We start from the raw sequence: 15,278 nt of genomic DNA, 5'->3' as shown, positions 1-15,278 counted from the left end.
GGCGGCTACGGCTACCCGCAACCCGCCACCCAGCGCCCCGCGGCCGCCCCGATGAGCGGCGGGCGCACCCGCTACTGGATCGAGATCAACGGCACCCGCCACCAGATCTCCCGGCCGACCCTGGTGCTGGGCCGCAGCACCGAGGCCGACGTGCGGATCGACGACCCCGGCGTCTCCCGCCGGCACTGCGAGATCCGGACCGGAACGCCCTCGACGATCCAGGATCTCGGCTCCACCAACGGCATCGTGGTGGACGGGCAGCACACCACCCGCGCTACGCTCCGCGACGGCTCGCGGATCGTCGTGGGCAGCACCACCGTTATCTATAGGCAAGCCGAAGGGTGAAGCGGGGGCAATGTCAGAGCTGACCCTCACGGTCATGCGGCTGGGTTTCCTGGCCGTACTGTGGCTGTTCGTGATCGTGGCCGTGCAGGTCATCCGCAGCGACCTGTTCGGTACGCGCGTCACCCAGCGCGGATCGCGTAGGGACTCCGGGCGGGCCCAGCCCGCGAGCGGCCGGGCGGCCCGGCAGCAGCAGGCCGCGCCCCCGCAGCAGCGCGGCCAGCAGAGCGGCGGCGGCCGACGCGGGCGCAACGCCCCCAGCAAGCTGGTCGTGACCGAGGGCACGCTGGCCGGCACCACCGTCGCGCTCCAGGGCCAGACGATCACCCTGGGCCGCGCGCACGACTCCACGATCGTGCTGGACGACGACTACGCCTCCAGCCGTCATGCCAGGATCTACCCGGACCAGGGCGGCCAGTGGATCGTCGAGGACCTCGGGTCGACCAACGGCACCTACCTGGACCGGTCCCGGCTGACGACCCCCACACCGATCCCGCTGGGCGCGCCGATCCGCATCGGCAAGACCGTCATCGAGCTGCGGAAGTAGTGCTACATCATGAGTGAGCGCGAGCGGAGCGAGCACGCAGCGGCGGACCGCCGTCCGGTCCCCGGCGCGCTCCCGACCGGAGGGTGGGCAGTGTGGCTCGACACGACCGGCTGCATTCGGAGCCGACGGGCGAGGTGCGCATGAGTCTGTCACTGCGCTTTGCCGCCGGTTCGCACAAGGGCATGATCCGCGAGGGCAACGAGGACTCCGGTTACGCCGGCACCCGCCTGCTCGCGATCGCCGACGGCATGGGCGGCCAGGCGGCCGGCGAGGTCGCCTCCTCCGAGGTCATCTCCAGCCTGGTCACGCTCGACGACGACGTGCCCGGCTCCGACATCCTCACCTCCCTCGGCGTGGCCGTGCAGCGCGCCAACGACCAGCTGCGCTCCATGGTGGAGGAGGACCCCCAGCTCGAAGGCATGGGGACCACGCTCACCGCGCTGCTGTGGACCGGGCAGCGGCTCGGCCTGGTGCACGTCGGCGACTCGCGCGCCTATCTGCTGCGGGACGGGGTGCTCACGCAGATCACCCAGGACCACACCTGGGTGCAGCGGCTCGTGGACGAGGGCCGGATCACCGAGGAGGAGGCGACGACGCATCCGCAGCGTTCCCTGCTGATGCGCGCCCTCGGCAGCGGCGACCACGTCGAGCCCGACCTGTCCATCCGCGAGGTCCGCGCCGGCGACCGCTACCTGATCTGCTCCGACGGCCTGTCCGGCGTCGTCTCCCACCAGACGATGGAGGAGACCCTCGCCAGCTACCAGGGCCCGCAGGAGACCGTGCAGGAGCTGATCCAGCTCGCGCTGCGCGGCGGCGGCCCGGACAACATCACCGTGATCGTGGCCGACGTCCTCGACCTGGACACCGGCGACACCCTCGCGAACCAGCTGTCCGACCAGCCGGTCGTGGTCGGCGCGGTCGCCGAGAACCAGCTCCACCTGCACGACAACGGCATCATGCAGACCCCGGCGGGGCGCGCCTCCCATCTCGGCCGGCAGGGCCACGGCGGCGGCGAGTTCGGCCCGCCCGGCTCCGGCGACAGCACCGGCTACGCCCCCGAGGGCAGCTTCGACGACTACGCCGACGGCGACTTCACCAAGCCCCGCAAGGGCCGCAGATGGCTGAAGGCCTCCCTCTACAGCGCCCTGGCCCTCGCGGTCGTCGGCGGCGGACTGTACGGCGGCTACCGCTGGACGCAGACGCAGTACTACGTCGGCGCCAACGAGGAGCACGTCGCGCTGTACCGCGGGATCAGCCAGGACCTGGCCTGGGTGTCGCTGTCGAAGATGGAGAAGGACCACCCGGAGATCGAACTCAAGTACCTGCCGTCGTACCAGCAGAAGCAGGTGAAGGCGACGATCGCCGAGGGCGGCCTCAAGGACGCCCAGTCGAAGATCCAGGAGCTGGCCGTGCAGGCCTCCGCCTGCAAGAAGGAGTCCGAGCGGCAGGATGCCGAGCGCACCCAGCCGGGCAAGCCGCACACGGGCAAGACCACCGGCGGCGCCGGGACCGGTACGGGCACCGTGACCCGTGCGGCCTTCACCCGGACGACCGCGACCACGAACCCGAAGGCGACCGCGACCTCCCCGGCAACTCCGGGATCCTCGAAGTCTTCGACCACGACCCCGTCCGCGACCCCCAGCCCCGGCCCCACCCTCTCGGAGGATGAGCAGAAGGTCGTCTCGCTGTGCGGTAAGCAGTAGGCAAGCCGTGAGAGGCCCTGTCACACGATGAGCAGTACGACTAACTCGCCGACGCATCACACGTCCACCATCGGCGCGATCGGCGCGCCGAGCCGCCGCAACACCGAGCTGGCCCTGCTGATCTTCGCGGTGCTCATCCCGGTGTTCGCCTACGCCAACGTGGGCCTGGCCATCGACAACCAGGTGCCCGCCGGGCTGCTGAGCTATGGTCTGGGCCTCGGCCTGCTGGCCGGGGTGGCCCATCTCGTCGTACGGAAGTTCGCTCCGTATGCCGACCCGCTGCTGCTGCCGCTGGCCACCCTGCTGAACGGGCTCGGTCTGGTCTGCATCTGGCGGCTCGACCAGTCCAAGGCGCTCCAGCAGATCCATGTCGCGGGCGGCAAGGCGACGAACCAGCTCATGTACACGGCGATGGGCATCGCCCTGTTCGTGGCGGTGCTGTACTTCCTCAAGGACCACCGCACGTTCCAGCGCTACACCTACATCTCCATGGTGGCCGCGCTGCTCCTGCTGCTGCTCCCGCTGGTTCCAGGCCTCGGTCTGAACGTCTACGGCGCCAAGATCTGGATCTCGGTCGGCGGCTTCACCATCCAGCCCGGTGAGTTCGCCAAGATCGTGCTGGCGATCTTCTTCGCCGGCTATCTGATGGTGAAGCGCGACGCGCTGGCCCTCGCCAGCCGCCGCTTCATGGGCCTCTACCTGCCCCGCGGCCGCGACCTCGGCCCGATCCTCGTGGTCTGGGCGATGTCCATCCTGATCCTGGTCTTCGAGACCGACCTCGGTACGTCGCTGCTGTTCTTCGGCATGTTCGTGATCATGCTGTACGTCGCCACCGAGCGGACCAGCTGGATCGTCTTCGGTCTGCTGATGTCCGCGGTCGGCGCCGTCGGCGTGGCGAGCTTCGAGCCCCACGTGAAGATGCGTGTGCAGGCCTGGCTCGACCCGCTGAAGGAGTACAAGCTCTCCCAGCAGGGCGTCCCCGGCCACTCCGAGCAGGCCATGCAGGCTCTGTGGGCCTTCGGTTCCGGCGGCACCCTCGGCACCGGCTGGGGCCAGGGCCACTCCGAGCTGATCAAGTTCGCCGCCAACTCCGACTTCATCCTCGCCACCTTCGGCGAGGAGCTGGGCCTGGCGGGCATCATGGCGATCCTGCTGATCTACGGCCTGATCGCGGAACGCGGCGTGCGCACCGCCCTCGCCGCCCGCGACCCGTTCGGCAAGCTGCTGGCCATCGGCCTGTCCGGCGCCTTCGCGCTCCAGGTGTTCGTCGTGGCCGGCGGTGTGATGGGCCTCATCCCGCTGACCGGTATGACCATGCCGTTCCTCGCGTACGGCGGTTCGTCCGTGATCGCCAACTGGGCGCTCATCGGCATCCTGATCCGCATCAGCGACACCGCCCGCCGCCCGGCGCCCGCCCCCGCAGCCAACCCCGACGCCGAGATGACCCAGGTGGTCCGCCCGTCATGAACAAGCCCCTGCGCCGGATCGCGATCTTCTGCGGTCTGCTCGTCCTGGCCCTGCTCGTCCGCGACAACTACCTCCAGTACGTCAAGGCGGACAGCCTGCGCACCGACACGCTCAACCGGCGGGTCGCCATCGAGCGGTACTCCGCGCCGCGCGGCGACATCATCGTGGACGGCAACCCGATCACCGGCTCGACCGAGGTCAAGCACGGCGACTTCAAGTACAAGCGCACCTACAAGGACGGGCCCATGTGGGCCCCGGTGACCGGCTACTCCTCCCAGGCCTTCGGCGGCACCCAGCTGGAGAACCTGGACGACGACATCCTCACCGGCAACGACGACCGGCTCTTCTTCCGCAACACCCTGGACATGATCACGGGCAAGCCGAAGCAGGGCGGCAACGTCGTCACCACCCTCAACGGCGCCGCGCAGAAGGCCGCGTACGACGGTCTGAAGAAGCAGGGCGGCAAGGGCGCGGTCGTCGCCCTGGAGCCGTCCACCGGCAAGATCCTGGCGCTGGCCTCCTTCCCGTCGTACGACCCCTCGTCGTTCGCGGGCAACACCGACGCGGACGCCGCGGCCAGGAACAAGCTGCTGAAGGAGAACGACCCGGCCGACCCGACGCTCAACCGGGCGCTGCGCGAGACCTACCCGCCGGGCTCGACCTTCAAGGTGGTCACCGCGGCGGCGGCGCTGGAGAACGGCAAGTACACCTCCGCGGACCAGCCGACCGACTCCCCGCTGCCCTGGATCATGCCGGGCACCACGCAGCCGCTGCCCAACGAGGGCAACATCCCCTGCAAGAACGCCACCATGCGGGTCGCGCTGCAGTACTCCTGCAACACGGTCTTCGGCAAGATCGGCGCCGACCTCGGCAACGACAAGATGCTGGAGGAGGCGAAGAAGTTCGGCTTCGACGCGGAGCAGTTCACCCCGGTGCGCTCCAACGCCTCGGTGTTCTCCAAGGACATGAACACCTCGCAGACCGCGCTGTCCTCCATCGGCCAGTACAACACCGCCGCCACCCCGCTCCAGATGGCCATGGTCGCCTCGGCGGTCGCCAACGACGGCAAGCTGATGAAGCCGTACATGGTGGACGAGCTGGAGGCCTCCAACCTCGACCCGGTGGAGAAGACCAAGCCGCAGGAGATGAGCCGGCCGCTGTCGCCGCAGAACGCGCAGATCCTCCAGTCGATGATGGAGACCGTGATCGACAAGGGCACCGGCACCAACGCCAAGATCCCCGGCGTCGTCGTCGGCGGCAAGACCGGTACCGCCCAGCACGGCGTGGCCAACAGCGCCAACCCGTACGCCTGGTTCATCTCCTACGTCAAGCTCCACGACGGCAGCTCCCCGGTCGCCGTGGCCGTGGTCGTCGAGGACGAGCACGCCAACCGTGACGACATCTCCGGCGGCGGCCTGGCCGCGCCGATCGCGAAGAACGTGATGGAGGCGGTCATCAACTCCAAGAAGTGACCCCCATCACAGCGCCTTCACATCGACGCACGTTGCGATACCGGTCCGATATCGGGTTCCGGGCTTGGCCAGGTCATACAAAGGGAGCCGGGTACCGTAGGCCCGGACGGCAGCCTCGGCGCACAGCGATGTGTCGGCCGAGACCGACGGAGAGGGCTGGTAGGTAGCTATGGAAGAGCCGCGTCGCCTCGGCGGCCGGTACGAGCTGGGCCAGGTGCTCGGCCGTGGTGGCATGGCCGAGGTCTACCTCGCGCATGACACCAGGCTCGGCCGCACCGTGGCGGTGAAGACGCTGCGCGCCGACCTCGCGCGCGACCCGTCCTTCCAGGCCCGGTTCCGCCGGGAGGCCCAGTCGGCCGCCTCGCTCAACCATCCCGCGATCGTGGCGGTCTACGACACGGGCGAGGACTACATCGACGGGGTCTCCATCCCGTACATCGTGATGGAGTACGTCGACGGTTCCACCCTGCGCGAGCTGCTGCACTCGGGGCGCAAGCTGCTGCCCGAGCGCGCCATGGAGATGACCATCGGCATCCTCCAGGGCCTGGAGTACGCGCACCGCAGCGGCATCGTCCACCGCGACATCAAGCCGGCCAACGTGATGCTGACCCGGGGCGGCCAGGTCAAGGTGATGGACTTCGGCATCGCCCGCGCGATGGGCGACGCCGGCATGACGATGACGCAGACCGCGGCGGTCATCGGCACGGCCCAGTACCTCTCGCCCGAGCAGGCCAAGGGCGAGCAGGTGGACGCCCGTTCCGACCTCTACTCCACGGGCTGCCTCCTCTACGAGCTGCTGACCGTCCGTCCGCCCTTCGTCGGCGACTCCCCGGTGGCCGTGGCCTACCAGCACGTCCGCGAGGAGCCCCAGGCGCCCTCGGTCTTCGATCCCGAGATCACCCCCGAGATGGACGCGATCGTCCTCAAGGCGCTGGTCAAGGACCCCGACTACCGGTACCAGTCGGCCGACGAGATGCGCGCCGACATCGAGGCGTGCCTGGACGGCCAGCCGGTCGGGGCCACGGCCGCGATGGGCGCGGTCGGCTACGCCGGCTACGGCGACGACCAGGCGACGACGGCACTGCGCCCGGAGTCGCAGGCGGCGGCCACGACCATGCTCCCGCCGATGGGCCCCGACGACGGCGGCTTCGGCTACGACGACCGCCCCGACCGGCGCCGCCAGCAGCCGAAGAAGCGGAACACCTCCACCATCCTGCTGATCGTCGCCGGTGTGCTGGTGCTGATCGGCGCCATCCTGATCGGCAAGTACGCCTTCAGCGGGCACGGAACGAGCAACAAGGTCTCCGCGCCCAACCTCGTCGGCGTGACCGAGAAGCAGGCGGCCACCACCGCCGGCAACGTCGATCTGAAGGTCGACGTCACCGACCGCAAGCCCTGCGAGAGCCAGCCCAAGGGCCTCGTGTGCTCGCAGAACCCGGCCAAGGGCACGGATGTCGACAAGAACTCGACCATCCACCTGGTGATCTCCACCGGCGCGCCCACGGTGACCGTGCCGGACGTCCGCGGTATCCAGTACGACCAGGCCGAGACCCAGCTCAAGGACAAGGGCTTCAACGTCGAGCGCAAGGACGAGGTGTCGACCCAGACGCCGGGCGTCGTCACCGCTCAGGACCCCGAGGGCGGCAGCAGCAAGCAGAAGGGCACCACGATCACCCTCACCGTCGCCAAGGCGGAGGAGAAGGTGAGCATCCCGGGCGACGTCGTCGGCAAGTCCTGCGACGAGGCCAAGGCCGAGCTCCAGGGCATGGGCCTGGTGCCGAGCTGCAACGACCAGCCCACCGACAACCCGGACGACGACGGCAAGGTCCTGTCGACCAACCCGCCGGCCGGGCAGCAGGTCTCCAAGAACACGCCCGTCGCGATCAACGTCGGCAAGGCCCAGCAGACCGGTCAGGTCCAGGTCCCGGGCATCGTGGGCAAGAAGCTCGGGCAGGTCAAGCAGATGCTCCAGCAGGCGGGCCTGCAGCTCGGCAACGTGCAGAACGGCGGCGACGACAACGCGATGGTCGTCAGCTCCAACCCGCCGCCGGGCACCCAGGTCAACCAGGGCCAGGCCATCGACGTCGTCACCATCGGCGGCGGCCAGGGCAACAACGGCAACGGCAACGACAACGGCGCCAACTTCTTCGGCGGCCTCCACGGCTGAACCCCCGTACGAACGAGCGGGCCCCTGCCGGAACTCCGGCGGGGGCCCGCTCGTGTCACCGGTCGTTCAGCGCAGCTCCGCGGGCGGCGTGCGCTTGCCGTCGACCTTCTGCACCCGGACCAGTTCGCCCCAGACGACATAGCGGTAGCGCGAGGTGTAGACGGGCGTGCAGGTGGTCAGCGTGATGTAGTGGCCGGCCTTCTTCTTGCCGGACTCCTCGGGCACCGGGTCGACCACGCCGATGTCGTACTTCGAGGTCTCGGGCAGGATCGCGAAGACCTTGTAGACGTACCAGTCGTCCCGGGTCTCGAAGACGATCGGGTCGCCCTTCTCCAGCTTGTCGATGTTGTGGAACTTGGCGCCGTGGCCGTCGCGGTGGGCGGCGAGGGCGAAGTTGCCCTCCTTGCCGGTCGTCGGGAGCGTGGCCTTGACCGGGTCGGTGTAGTAGCCGGCCACACCGCCGTTGAGGACGTCGGTGCCGGTGCCCTTCTCGACGAGGACCGTGCCGTTCTTCATCGCGGGCACGTGCAGGAAGCCGATGCCGTCCTTGGTGTCCAGCGCGCCCGGCCCCGAGTCCTTCTGCTGCGCCCAGTGCTGGCGCACCTTGTCGGCCTGCCGGTCGGCCTTGCGATCCGCCAGCACGTTCGTCCACCACAGCGAGTAGACGACGAACAGACCGAGCAACACGCCCAGGGTGATGAGCAGTTCACCGAAGACGCTGACGGCCTGCGCGATCCTGCCCGGGCGCCGGCGCCGCTCGGCGGGCTCCGGTCCGGGCGCGGCAGTGGTTTCGTCGGTCGCTTCGTTCTCGTCGGCGGTCGCTGCCACAGTGTCCTAGCCCTTACTCGAGGAGCGCGTCCGGCTTGCCCTTGCTGCGGGGGCGAACCTCGACCATCTTGCCCCAGACGATCAGCCGGTACTTGCTGGTGAACTCCGGTGTACAGGTGGTCAGGGTGATGTAGCGCCCGGGCCTGGTGAAGCCCGAGCCCCTGGGCACGGGGTCCAGCACGCTGGTGTTGGACGGGGAGGTGACCGGCAGGGTCGACGTCACCTTGTAGACGTAGTAGGTGTCCTGGGTCTCGACCACGACCGGGTCGCCGGGGGTCAGCCGGTTGATGTACCGGAACGGCTCGCCGTGGGTGTTGCGGTGCGCGGCCAGCCCGAAGTTGCCGGTCTTGGCGTCGGGCATCGCCGTCTTCAGCGGCGCCTCGCCGTAGTGCCCGACCATGCCCTTGTCGAGCACCCGGGTGGTGCTGACGCCCTCCGCGATCGGCGCCACCACGTCCAGCTTGGGGATGTGCAGGATGGCGAAGCCCTGGCCGGGTGCGAAGACCCCGGGGTTGCGCCTGCCGTTGGCCCAGTCGTCCTGGAGGTGGTGGGCCTCGCTGCCGGCCTGCGCGTGCGCCCGGACGTTGGTCCACCACAGCTGGTAGGTGACGAACAGCAGCATCAGCACGCCGGTGGTGATGAACACCTCGCCGAGCACCCGGCTCGCGATCACCGCCGGGCCGGGCCTGGCCTGCCGTGCCCGCCGCCGGGCCTCCACCCGGCTCGGCGGGCGGTCCGGGTCGGACTCCGACCGCGCCGGCACCGGTCTTTCGGAGACGGTTTCGCGGTTCCCGCCACGGCGCCCGCCGCGATGCTTGGCCGCCCGCCTGCGGCCCGTGCGGCCGCCGGGGGCGGGCCCGGCGAGGGATGGGGCCGGTGGGGCTCCAGAGGGCCCCAGGGGGCCGCCGCGCGCCCTCGCGGGCGCCGGGTCGACGACGCGCAGCGCCATCGTCTCGGCCGTGGACGCCGGTTCGGCGACGCGCAGCGCCATGGTCTCGGCGTCGGAGGGGGCCGCGCCGGGCGCACCGACGGGGGACTCGTACGGCTGCCCGCCGCCGTCCAAGTCCTCGCGCTCGGGGCGCAGGGCGGTCACGCCGTGGCCCTGCCCACCACCGGGGCGAGCCCCGCCGACCTCGCCACGGCACCCTGGTCGCCGCACTCCTCCAGCCAGTTGGCCAGCATCCGGTGCCCGTACTCGGTCAGCACCGACTCCGGGTGGAACTGCACACCCTCGACGGGCAGTTCCCGGTGGCGCAGGCCCATGATGATGCCGTCGTGCGTGCGGGCGGTCACCTCCAGCTCGGCCGGGACCGTCGCGGGCTCGGCCGCCAGCGAGTGGTAGCGGGTCGCGGTGAAGGGGGAGGGCAGCCCGGCGAAGACGCCCTTGCCCTCGTGCTCGACCGGCGAGGTCTTGCCGTGCAGCAGCTCGGGCGCCCGGTCCACCACACCGCCGTACGCCACCTGCATCGACTGCATGCCCAGGCACACGCCGAAGACCGGCACCCCGGTGGCCGCGCAGTGGCGGACCATCTCCACGCAGACGCCGGCCTGCTCCGGGGTGCCCGGGCCGGGCGAGAGCAGGACGCCGTCGAAGCCGTCCTGGGCGTGCGCGGTCGACACCTCGTCGTTGCGCAGCACCTCGCACTCGGCACCCAGCTGGTACAGGTACTGGACGAGGTTGAAGACGAAGCTGTCGTAGTTGTCCACGACGAGAATGCGCGCGCTCACTGGTTGTCCACCGTCACATCGTTGAAGGGCAGCAGCGGTTCGGCCCACGGGAAGACGTACTGGAACAGGACGTAGACCACGGCGAGGACCAGGAGGACGGAGATCAGCGCCCTCACCCATGCGTTTCCCGGCAGATGCCGCCAGATCCAGCCGTACATGCCGTCCTTGCCGTCCCTTCCGTGTCCCTACGGCACCAGACACCCGCCGTACGTCACCAGACTAGCGGCGCGGCGCCTCCGGTTGGCCTGACTCCACAGGCTGGGTCGGCACCGAGCCGGGGGGCGGCCTTGGCGATCGCGCGCACCGGCGGCTCCGGGCGGAGGGCTACTGCACGGGCTTCGCGTAGTGCAGGTCCACCGTGCCCGAGTAACCCGGAAGGGTCACCGTTCCGTCGTCGGTGACCTTCCAGCCGAGGCCGTAGACGTTGACGTACACCATGTAGGTCTGGATCGCCTTGCTGTCCGCGAGCGCCCGCTGGAGCCGCCCCGGGTCCCCGATCGCCGTGATCTTGTACGGCGGGGAGTAGACGCGCCCCTGGAGGATCAGGGTGTTGCCGACGCAGCGCACCGCGCTGGTGGAGATCAGCCGCTGGTCCATGACCTTGATCCCCTTGGCGCCGCCCTGCCACAGGGCGTTCACCACGGCTTGCAGGTCCTGCTGGTGGATGACCAGGTAGTCGGGCTGCGGCGGGGGGTAGCCGGGGAGCTTGGCGGTGGCGTTGGGCGGGGCGTCGTTGAGGGTGACGGTGACCGCCTTGCCGGTGAGCTTCTCGGTGCCCGCGCTCTTCTCCAGCCCGGTGAGCCGCCGGTCCTGGGCCTTGGTGCTGCCGCCGTCGCTCGCGGCCAGGGACTCCACGCCGTCGCGCAGGGCGGCGTTGGACTCGTCCATGTCCTTGTTCTTGCGGCTGCGCTGCTGGATCAGGTCGGACAGCTTCAGCAGCGAGCCGTCCTGGCGGATGTCGGTGCCCCTCGCGGTGTCGAAGCTGGTGAAGAAGATCAGGCCCGCGAGGGCGAAGACGGCCGCGGTGAGAATCCTCACCGGGCGCACCCGTGGCCTGCGGCGGGGGCCGGAACCCATTGCTCCCGTACCGGGGGAGTCGGCAGAATTGCTCAACGTACCCTTATCTCCTTCGGCGCCGCGGAAGCACTACGCTAACGGACGCCCGGGGGAGCACACAGAGTCGTCATGTTGGCCCCTTGTACGCTGCCCCGAGCCCGACCCATTACCTGCGCGGCCACGCAGCGCATCGACAGGAGAGACCCTCGTGCCGAAGTCACGTATCCGCAAGAAGGCCGACTTCACGCCGCCGCCGGCGAAGCAGGCCGCGGCGATCAAGCTGAACAACAGCGGCTGGGTCGCCCCCGTCATGCTGGCCATGTTCGTCATCGGTCTGGCCTGGATCGTCGTCTTCTATGTGACCGACGGCTCGCTGCCCATCGACGCGCTGGACAACTGGAACATCGTGGTCGGCTTCGGCTTCATCGCCGCCGGGTTCGGTGTCTCCACGCAGTGGAAGTAGGGGCTCTGCCCACGGGTTCTCCGCGGAGTTATCCACAGGCCTGAGGATTTCCACACCCTCCTGGGGAAAAGACTACGATCTGTGGATAACTCATCGGGCGTTGACGCCGGTACGACTGCCGTACCGGCTTCCACACACCCGTTCGCACCCCGCATCACCTGCGAAAACTCATCCGAGCGGCAGGGGTCGCAGCTGATGCCGCACCGTATGCACAAGATCCACCACCCGCTGTGGACAACGGTGCCGCGTCAGGTGAGCTGACCCGTTCTGACCAGGGTGAGAACGGCCACCACCACCAGCACCAGCGCACACGTGCCGTACTGGACGAGCGCCCGGTTGCGGCGCGGGGCGTGCACCATCGCGTACCCGGCGACGACGCCCGCGACCAGGCCGCCGACGTGCGCCTCCCAGGCGATGCCGAAACCCGGCGTGAAGGTGATGATCAGGTTGACGACCAGCAGGGCGACGAGCGGCCGCAGATCGTAGTTGAGCCGGCGCATCAGCACACCGGTGGCGCCGAAGAGACCGAAGAGCGCCCCGGAGGCGCCGAGCGACGGCTGGTTCGGCGCGGCGATCAGATAGGTGAGCGCGCTGCCGGCCAGACCCGACACGAAGTACAGCGTGAGATAGCGGGCGCGCCCGAGCGCCGCCTCCAGCGGACCGCCGATCCACCACAGGCTGAGCATGTTGAACAGGATGTGGACGTACCCGCCGTGCAGGAACATGGCGGTCAGCAGGCGGAAGTACTGGCCTTCGGCGATGCCCTGTATCCCGGGCAGCAGGGGCGTGTAGGCCCGCCCGACCAGCTCGAACCGCTGGGTGAAGCTCTCGCCGACGGCGAGCTGCACCAGGAACGCCGCGAGGTTGATCCCGATCAGGATCTTGGTGAGCAGCCGGGGGTCCGCCGCCATGGTGCCCCCGGCGATGGTGCGCGGCCGGGCCGCGGCCATCGGGCGTGCCGTACCGCCGCCCGCACCGCCGCTCGGGGCCGGGCCGCCGCCGTGGACGCACTCGGGGCACTGGAAGCCGACGGACGCGCTGACCATGCACTCGGGGCAGATGGGGCGCTCGCAGCGGGTGCAGCGCACGCCGGTCTCGCGGTCCGGGTGCCGGTAGCACACGGGCACGCTCCGGGCGTCCGGTGCGCTGCTTGCGACGTGGTCCATGATCCCCTCGCTCCTTGTGGCGCTCCCCCGGCAGATACCCCGCCCCGCTCATCCTTACGGACGAGCGGGGCGATTGGTTCCCTGTGGGGCGTACCGGGGGAACCGTCCCCCGGAGTGGCGGCCCTGGGGCGGGCTCAGCCCTCGCGGGTCTCGACGACGACCGACTCGATGACGACGTCGTTGACCGGACGGTCGTTGCGGCCGGTCTCCACGCCCGCGATCTCGTCCACGACCTTCTTGCCGGCGTCCGTGCTGACCTCACCGAAGATGGTGTGCTTGCCGGTCAGCCAGGTCGTCGGGGCGACCGTGATGAAGAACTGCGAGCCGTTGGTGCCCGGGCCGGCGTTGGCCATGGCCAGCAGGTAGGGCTTGGTGAAGGCCAGGTCGGGGTGGAACTCGTCCCCGAACTTGTAGCCCGGGCCGCCGATGCCGGAGCCCAGCGGGTCACCGCCCTGGATCATGAAGCCGCTGATGACCCGGTGGAAGATCGTGCCGTCGTAAAGCCGGTCGTTGCTCTTCTTTCCGGTGCCCGGGTGCGTCCACTCGCGCTCGCCCTTGGCCAGCTCGACAAAGTTCTGGACCGTCTTGGGCGCGTGGTTCGGGAACAGCCGGACCTCGATGTCGCCGTGGTTGGTCTTCAGGGTGGCGTAAAGCTGCTCAGCCACGATCTGCCTTCCGTTGTCTTCCTGTGACGCTCCGATCCTCGCACGTATGGCCCACCACGGCGCCAGTCGGCCAACCGAAGGAGCGATCGGCACCCATATGCCCGCCCGCACATGCCGCCCGGGCCGTTCGCAGGCATGATCCGTAAAAGGGTGGAAAGTCGAAATACCGTACGCCACCGAGGAGGAGGAACCCGTGACCCGCATTGACAGCGTGCGCGCCGCGACCGGCTCGGCGAAGGACAGCGTGCTGCACGCCGCGGACGTGGTGGCGCCCTACGCCGACACGGCCAAGGAGCGTGCCGCGCACTACGCGCAGGAGGCACGCGTACGGCTGGCGCCCGTGGTGACGCAGGCCGCTGAACAGGCCCGCGTGCAGTACGACGCCCGGCTCGCCCCGCGTCTGGAACAGGCCCGGCGCACCTATGTCCCGCCGAAGGTGGACCTGGCGGCCCAGGAGGCGGCCTGCCGGGCCCGTAAGGCCGCCCGGCAGACGGCCGAGTACTCCCGCCCCCGGATCGAGCAGGCGATGGCCGTGGCCGGGCCGGTGGCGGACGAGGCCGCGGCCCGGGGAGCCGCCGCGCTGGCCGCGCTGCGCGGCCAGGTATCCGCGCAGGACATTCAGAAACTCGCCCGCCGCAAGGCGCGCAGGTGCCGGGCCGGGCGGGTGGCCAAGCTGCTGGGGCTGACGGCCCTGGTGGCGGGCGGCGCCTTCGCCGCCTGGAGGTGGTGGGAGAAGCAGGCCAACCCCGAGTGGCTGGTCGAGCCGCCGGCCGCGACGGAGGTTCCCGAGCCGGGCGGCCTCGGATCGGTGGACGGCAGCGGCCCCGAGGGGACCACCACCACCGACGGCGACGGACAGCTCTGAACCGGCTCGTTCGTCGGAAAAACGGGCCCGGGGCCGGGAGCGAGTGTTCGCTCGCCCGGCCCCCGGGCCCGTTCCACGTGAAACGAGGTCAGCGGGCGGCCTCGATGTGGGACCTGGTCAGGGCGAAGAGAATCAGCAGGTCCAGGGCCATCACCGGGATCGCCCAGGCCGGGTAGAACGGCACGAACATGAACTGGGTGATCAGACTGACGCCCGCCGTCACCACACCGGCCCCGCGGCCCCAGCTCTTGCCCGCCAGCAGGCCGAGGCCCGCGACGGAGAGCGCCACGCCGATGGCGAGGTGGATGATGCCCCACGCCGTCAGGGGGAAGTTGTAGGCATACCCGTTCGAGGTGGCGAACAGGCTGTCCTCCGCGATACCGGCCGCGCCCATCAGAATGCTGAGCGGCCCGCTGAGCATCAGCATGGCCCCGGCGGCCCGGGTGGCGCTGTCGAGCGCATGTCCGCGGCCGGGGCTCCCTCGCCCCCGCTCTGACTTGTCGGATATCGCCGTCATGGGCGTCGCCTTCCTGTGCGGCGCGGCCACCGGCTCACGGCGGCCGCTCGGAGCAAGCCACGCTTCCCTGTCAGGATCACCGCAATCCCCCGGACCTGCGACCGCAGCCGAACGGCTGCCGCCCGGCCTGGTACACCGGGCGGCAGCCGTTCGGCTGCGGTCGCAGGTCCGGGGGATTGCGGTGATCCTGACAGGGAAGCGTGGCTTGCTCCGAGCGGCCGCCGTGAGCCGGTGGCCGCGCCGCACAGGAAGGCGACGCCCATGACGGCGATATCCGACAAGTCAGAGCGGG

General features: G+C 70.0%; 16 protein-coding genes. 8 read left to right on the top strand and 8 right to left on the bottom strand.

What is annotated here, in order from left to right:
• The 6 genes from FRZ03_RS16385 to pknB form a co-directional block, all read left to right on the top strand.
• Positions 1-345, top strand: a 345-nt coding sequence (locus FRZ03_RS16385; RefSeq protein ID WP_146465897.1) for an FHA domain-containing protein, incomplete at its 5' end; no start/stop codon positions are given.
• Positions 346-355: 10 nt separating this feature from the next.
• On the top strand, positions 356-889 hold the full coding sequence (locus FRZ03_RS16380) for an FHA domain-containing protein FhaB/FipA (RefSeq protein ID WP_146465896.1): 534 nt from the start codon (positions 356-358) through the stop codon (positions 887-889).
• A gap of 140 nt (positions 890-1,029) precedes the next feature.
• Complete coding sequence (locus FRZ03_RS16375) at positions 1,030-2,592, top strand: Stp1/IreP family PP2C-type Ser/Thr phosphatase (RefSeq protein ID WP_186785451.1); 1,563 nt, start codon at positions 1,030-1,032, stop codon at positions 2,590-2,592.
• 27 nt (positions 2,593-2,619) lie between these two features.
• A complete protein-coding gene (locus FRZ03_RS16370) occupies positions 2,620-4,059 on the top strand; it encodes an FtsW/RodA/SpoVE family cell cycle protein (RefSeq protein WP_146465895.1) in 1,440 nt (479 codons plus the stop codon).
• The gene (locus FRZ03_RS16365) at positions 4,056-5,531 is read left to right on the top strand and encodes a peptidoglycan D,D-transpeptidase FtsI family protein (RefSeq protein WP_146465894.1); all 1,476 of its coding nucleotides are present in this window, start codon (positions 4,056-4,058) and stop codon (positions 5,529-5,531) included. The genes FRZ03_RS16370 and FRZ03_RS16365 overlap by 4 nt, the downstream gene beginning before the upstream one ends.
• Before the next feature lie 169 nt (positions 5,532-5,700).
• Positions 5,701-7,698, top strand: a complete 1,998-nt coding sequence (pknB, locus tag FRZ03_RS16355; protein WP_146465893.1) for a Stk1 family PASTA domain-containing Ser/Thr kinase — start codon at positions 5,701-5,703, stop codon at positions 7,696-7,698.
• A 66-nt stretch (positions 7,699-7,764) separates the two neighbouring features.
• Here pknB and FRZ03_RS16350 read toward each other — a convergent pair whose 3' ends face one another.
• The 5 genes from FRZ03_RS16350 to FRZ03_RS16330 all read right to left on the bottom strand — a co-directional run bounded on the left by FRZ03_RS16350 (position 7,765) and on the right by FRZ03_RS16330 (position 11,367).
• Positions 7,765-8,526: a class E sortase gene (locus tag FRZ03_RS16350; RefSeq protein ID WP_146465892.1), complete on the bottom strand. Its 762-nt coding sequence runs from the start codon at positions 8,524-8,526 to the stop codon at positions 7,765-7,767.
• Positions 8,527-8,539: 13 nt separating this feature from the next.
• Positions 8,540-9,619 carry a class E sortase gene (locus FRZ03_RS16345; RefSeq protein ID WP_261399161.1) on the bottom strand — a complete coding sequence of 360 codons (1,080 nt, stop codon included), beginning with the start codon at positions 9,617-9,619 and terminating at the stop codon, positions 8,540-8,542.
• The gene (locus tag FRZ03_RS16340) at positions 9,616-10,254 is read right to left on the bottom strand and encodes an aminodeoxychorismate/anthranilate synthase component II (RefSeq protein ID WP_146465891.1); all 639 of its coding nucleotides are present in this window, start codon (positions 10,252-10,254) and stop codon (positions 9,616-9,618) included. The genes FRZ03_RS16345 and FRZ03_RS16340 overlap by 4 nt, the downstream gene beginning before the upstream one ends.
• Positions 10,251-10,412, bottom strand: a complete 162-nt coding sequence (locus FRZ03_RS16335; RefSeq protein WP_107409144.1) for a hypothetical protein — start codon at positions 10,410-10,412, stop codon at positions 10,251-10,253. The genes FRZ03_RS16340 and FRZ03_RS16335 overlap by 4 nt, the downstream gene beginning before the upstream one ends.
• Positions 10,413-10,578: 166 nt before the next feature.
• Complete coding sequence (locus tag FRZ03_RS16330; protein ID WP_146465890.1) at positions 10,579-11,367, bottom strand: DUF881 domain-containing protein; 789 nt, start codon at positions 11,365-11,367, stop codon at positions 10,579-10,581.
• Positions 11,368-11,518: 151 nt separating this feature from the next.
• Here FRZ03_RS16330 and crgA point away from each other — a divergent pair, with 151 nt between their 5' ends.
• Entirely contained in the window at positions 11,519-11,773 is a 255-nt protein-coding gene (gene crgA, locus FRZ03_RS16325; RefSeq protein ID WP_070028916.1) for a cell division protein CrgA, read from the top strand.
• Positions 11,774-12,021: 248 nt separating this feature from the next.
• Here the strand turns inward: crgA and FRZ03_RS16320 are convergent, their stop codons facing one another.
• Together FRZ03_RS16320 and FRZ03_RS16315 are read right to left on the bottom strand one after the other, a co-directional pair.
• Positions 12,022-12,939 (bottom strand): rhomboid family intramembrane serine protease, encoded by a 918-nt coding sequence (locus FRZ03_RS16320; RefSeq protein ID WP_146465889.1) that lies wholly within the window; start codon positions 12,937-12,939, stop codon positions 12,022-12,024.
• A 134-nt stretch (positions 12,940-13,073) separates the two neighbouring features.
• Complete coding sequence (locus FRZ03_RS16315; protein WP_146465888.1) at positions 13,074-13,604, bottom strand: peptidylprolyl isomerase; 531 nt, start codon at positions 13,602-13,604, stop codon at positions 13,074-13,076.
• Between the two features lie 193 nt (positions 13,605-13,797).
• Between FRZ03_RS16315 and FRZ03_RS16310 the strand changes: the two genes are divergently transcribed.
• The gene (locus tag FRZ03_RS16310; RefSeq protein ID WP_146465887.1) at positions 13,798-14,469 is read left to right on the top strand and encodes a DUF5324 family protein; all 672 of its coding nucleotides are present in this window, start codon (positions 13,798-13,800) and stop codon (positions 14,467-14,469) included.
• An 88-nt stretch (positions 14,470-14,557) separates the two neighbouring features.
• Here FRZ03_RS16310 and FRZ03_RS16305 read toward each other — a convergent pair whose 3' ends face one another.
• A complete protein-coding gene (locus FRZ03_RS16305) occupies positions 14,558-14,986 on the bottom strand; it encodes a DUF7144 family membrane protein (protein WP_261399159.1) in 429 nt (142 codons plus the stop codon).
• Positions 14,987-15,278: the final 292 nt, after the last annotated feature.

This window comes from Streptomyces misionensis, assembly GCF_007896895.1.
Lineage (GTDB): Bacteria > Actinomycetota > Actinomycetes > Streptomycetales > Streptomycetaceae > Streptomyces > Streptomyces misionensis_A.
Note: the sequence above shows the minus strand (reverse complement) of the source record. Positions and strands in the feature narration are given on the sequence as shown.

Bases quoted from the DNA above. Each gene is read 5' to 3' on its own strand.
- pknB (WP_146465893.1), top strand. From the start codon at position 5,701: ATGGAAGAGCCGCGTCGCCTCGGCGGCCGGTACGAGCTGGGCCAGGTG.
- FRZ03_RS16365 (WP_146465894.1), top strand. From the start codon at position 4,056: ATGAACAAGCCCCTGCGCCGGATCGCGATCTTCTGCGGTCTGCTCGTC.
- FRZ03_RS16380 (WP_146465896.1), top strand. From the start codon at position 356: ATGTCAGAGCTGACCCTCACGGTCATGCGGCTGGGTTTCCTGGCCGTA.
- FRZ03_RS16335 (WP_107409144.1), bottom strand. From the start codon at position 10,412: ATGTACGGCTGGATCTGGCGGCATCTGCCGGGAAACGCATGGGTGAGG.
- FRZ03_RS16370 (WP_146465895.1), top strand. From the start codon at position 2,620: ATGAGCAGTACGACTAACTCGCCGACGCATCACACGTCCACCATCGGC.
- FRZ03_RS16305 (WP_261399159.1), bottom strand. From the start codon at position 14,986: ATGACGGCGATATCCGACAAGTCAGAGCGGGGGCGAGGGAGCCCCGGC.
- FRZ03_RS16375 (WP_186785451.1), top strand. From the start codon at position 1,030: ATGAGTCTGTCACTGCGCTTTGCCGCCGGTTCGCACAAGGGCATGATC.
- FRZ03_RS16320 (WP_146465889.1), bottom strand. From the start codon at position 12,939: ATGGACCACGTCGCAAGCAGCGCACCGGACGCCCGGAGCGTGCCCGTG.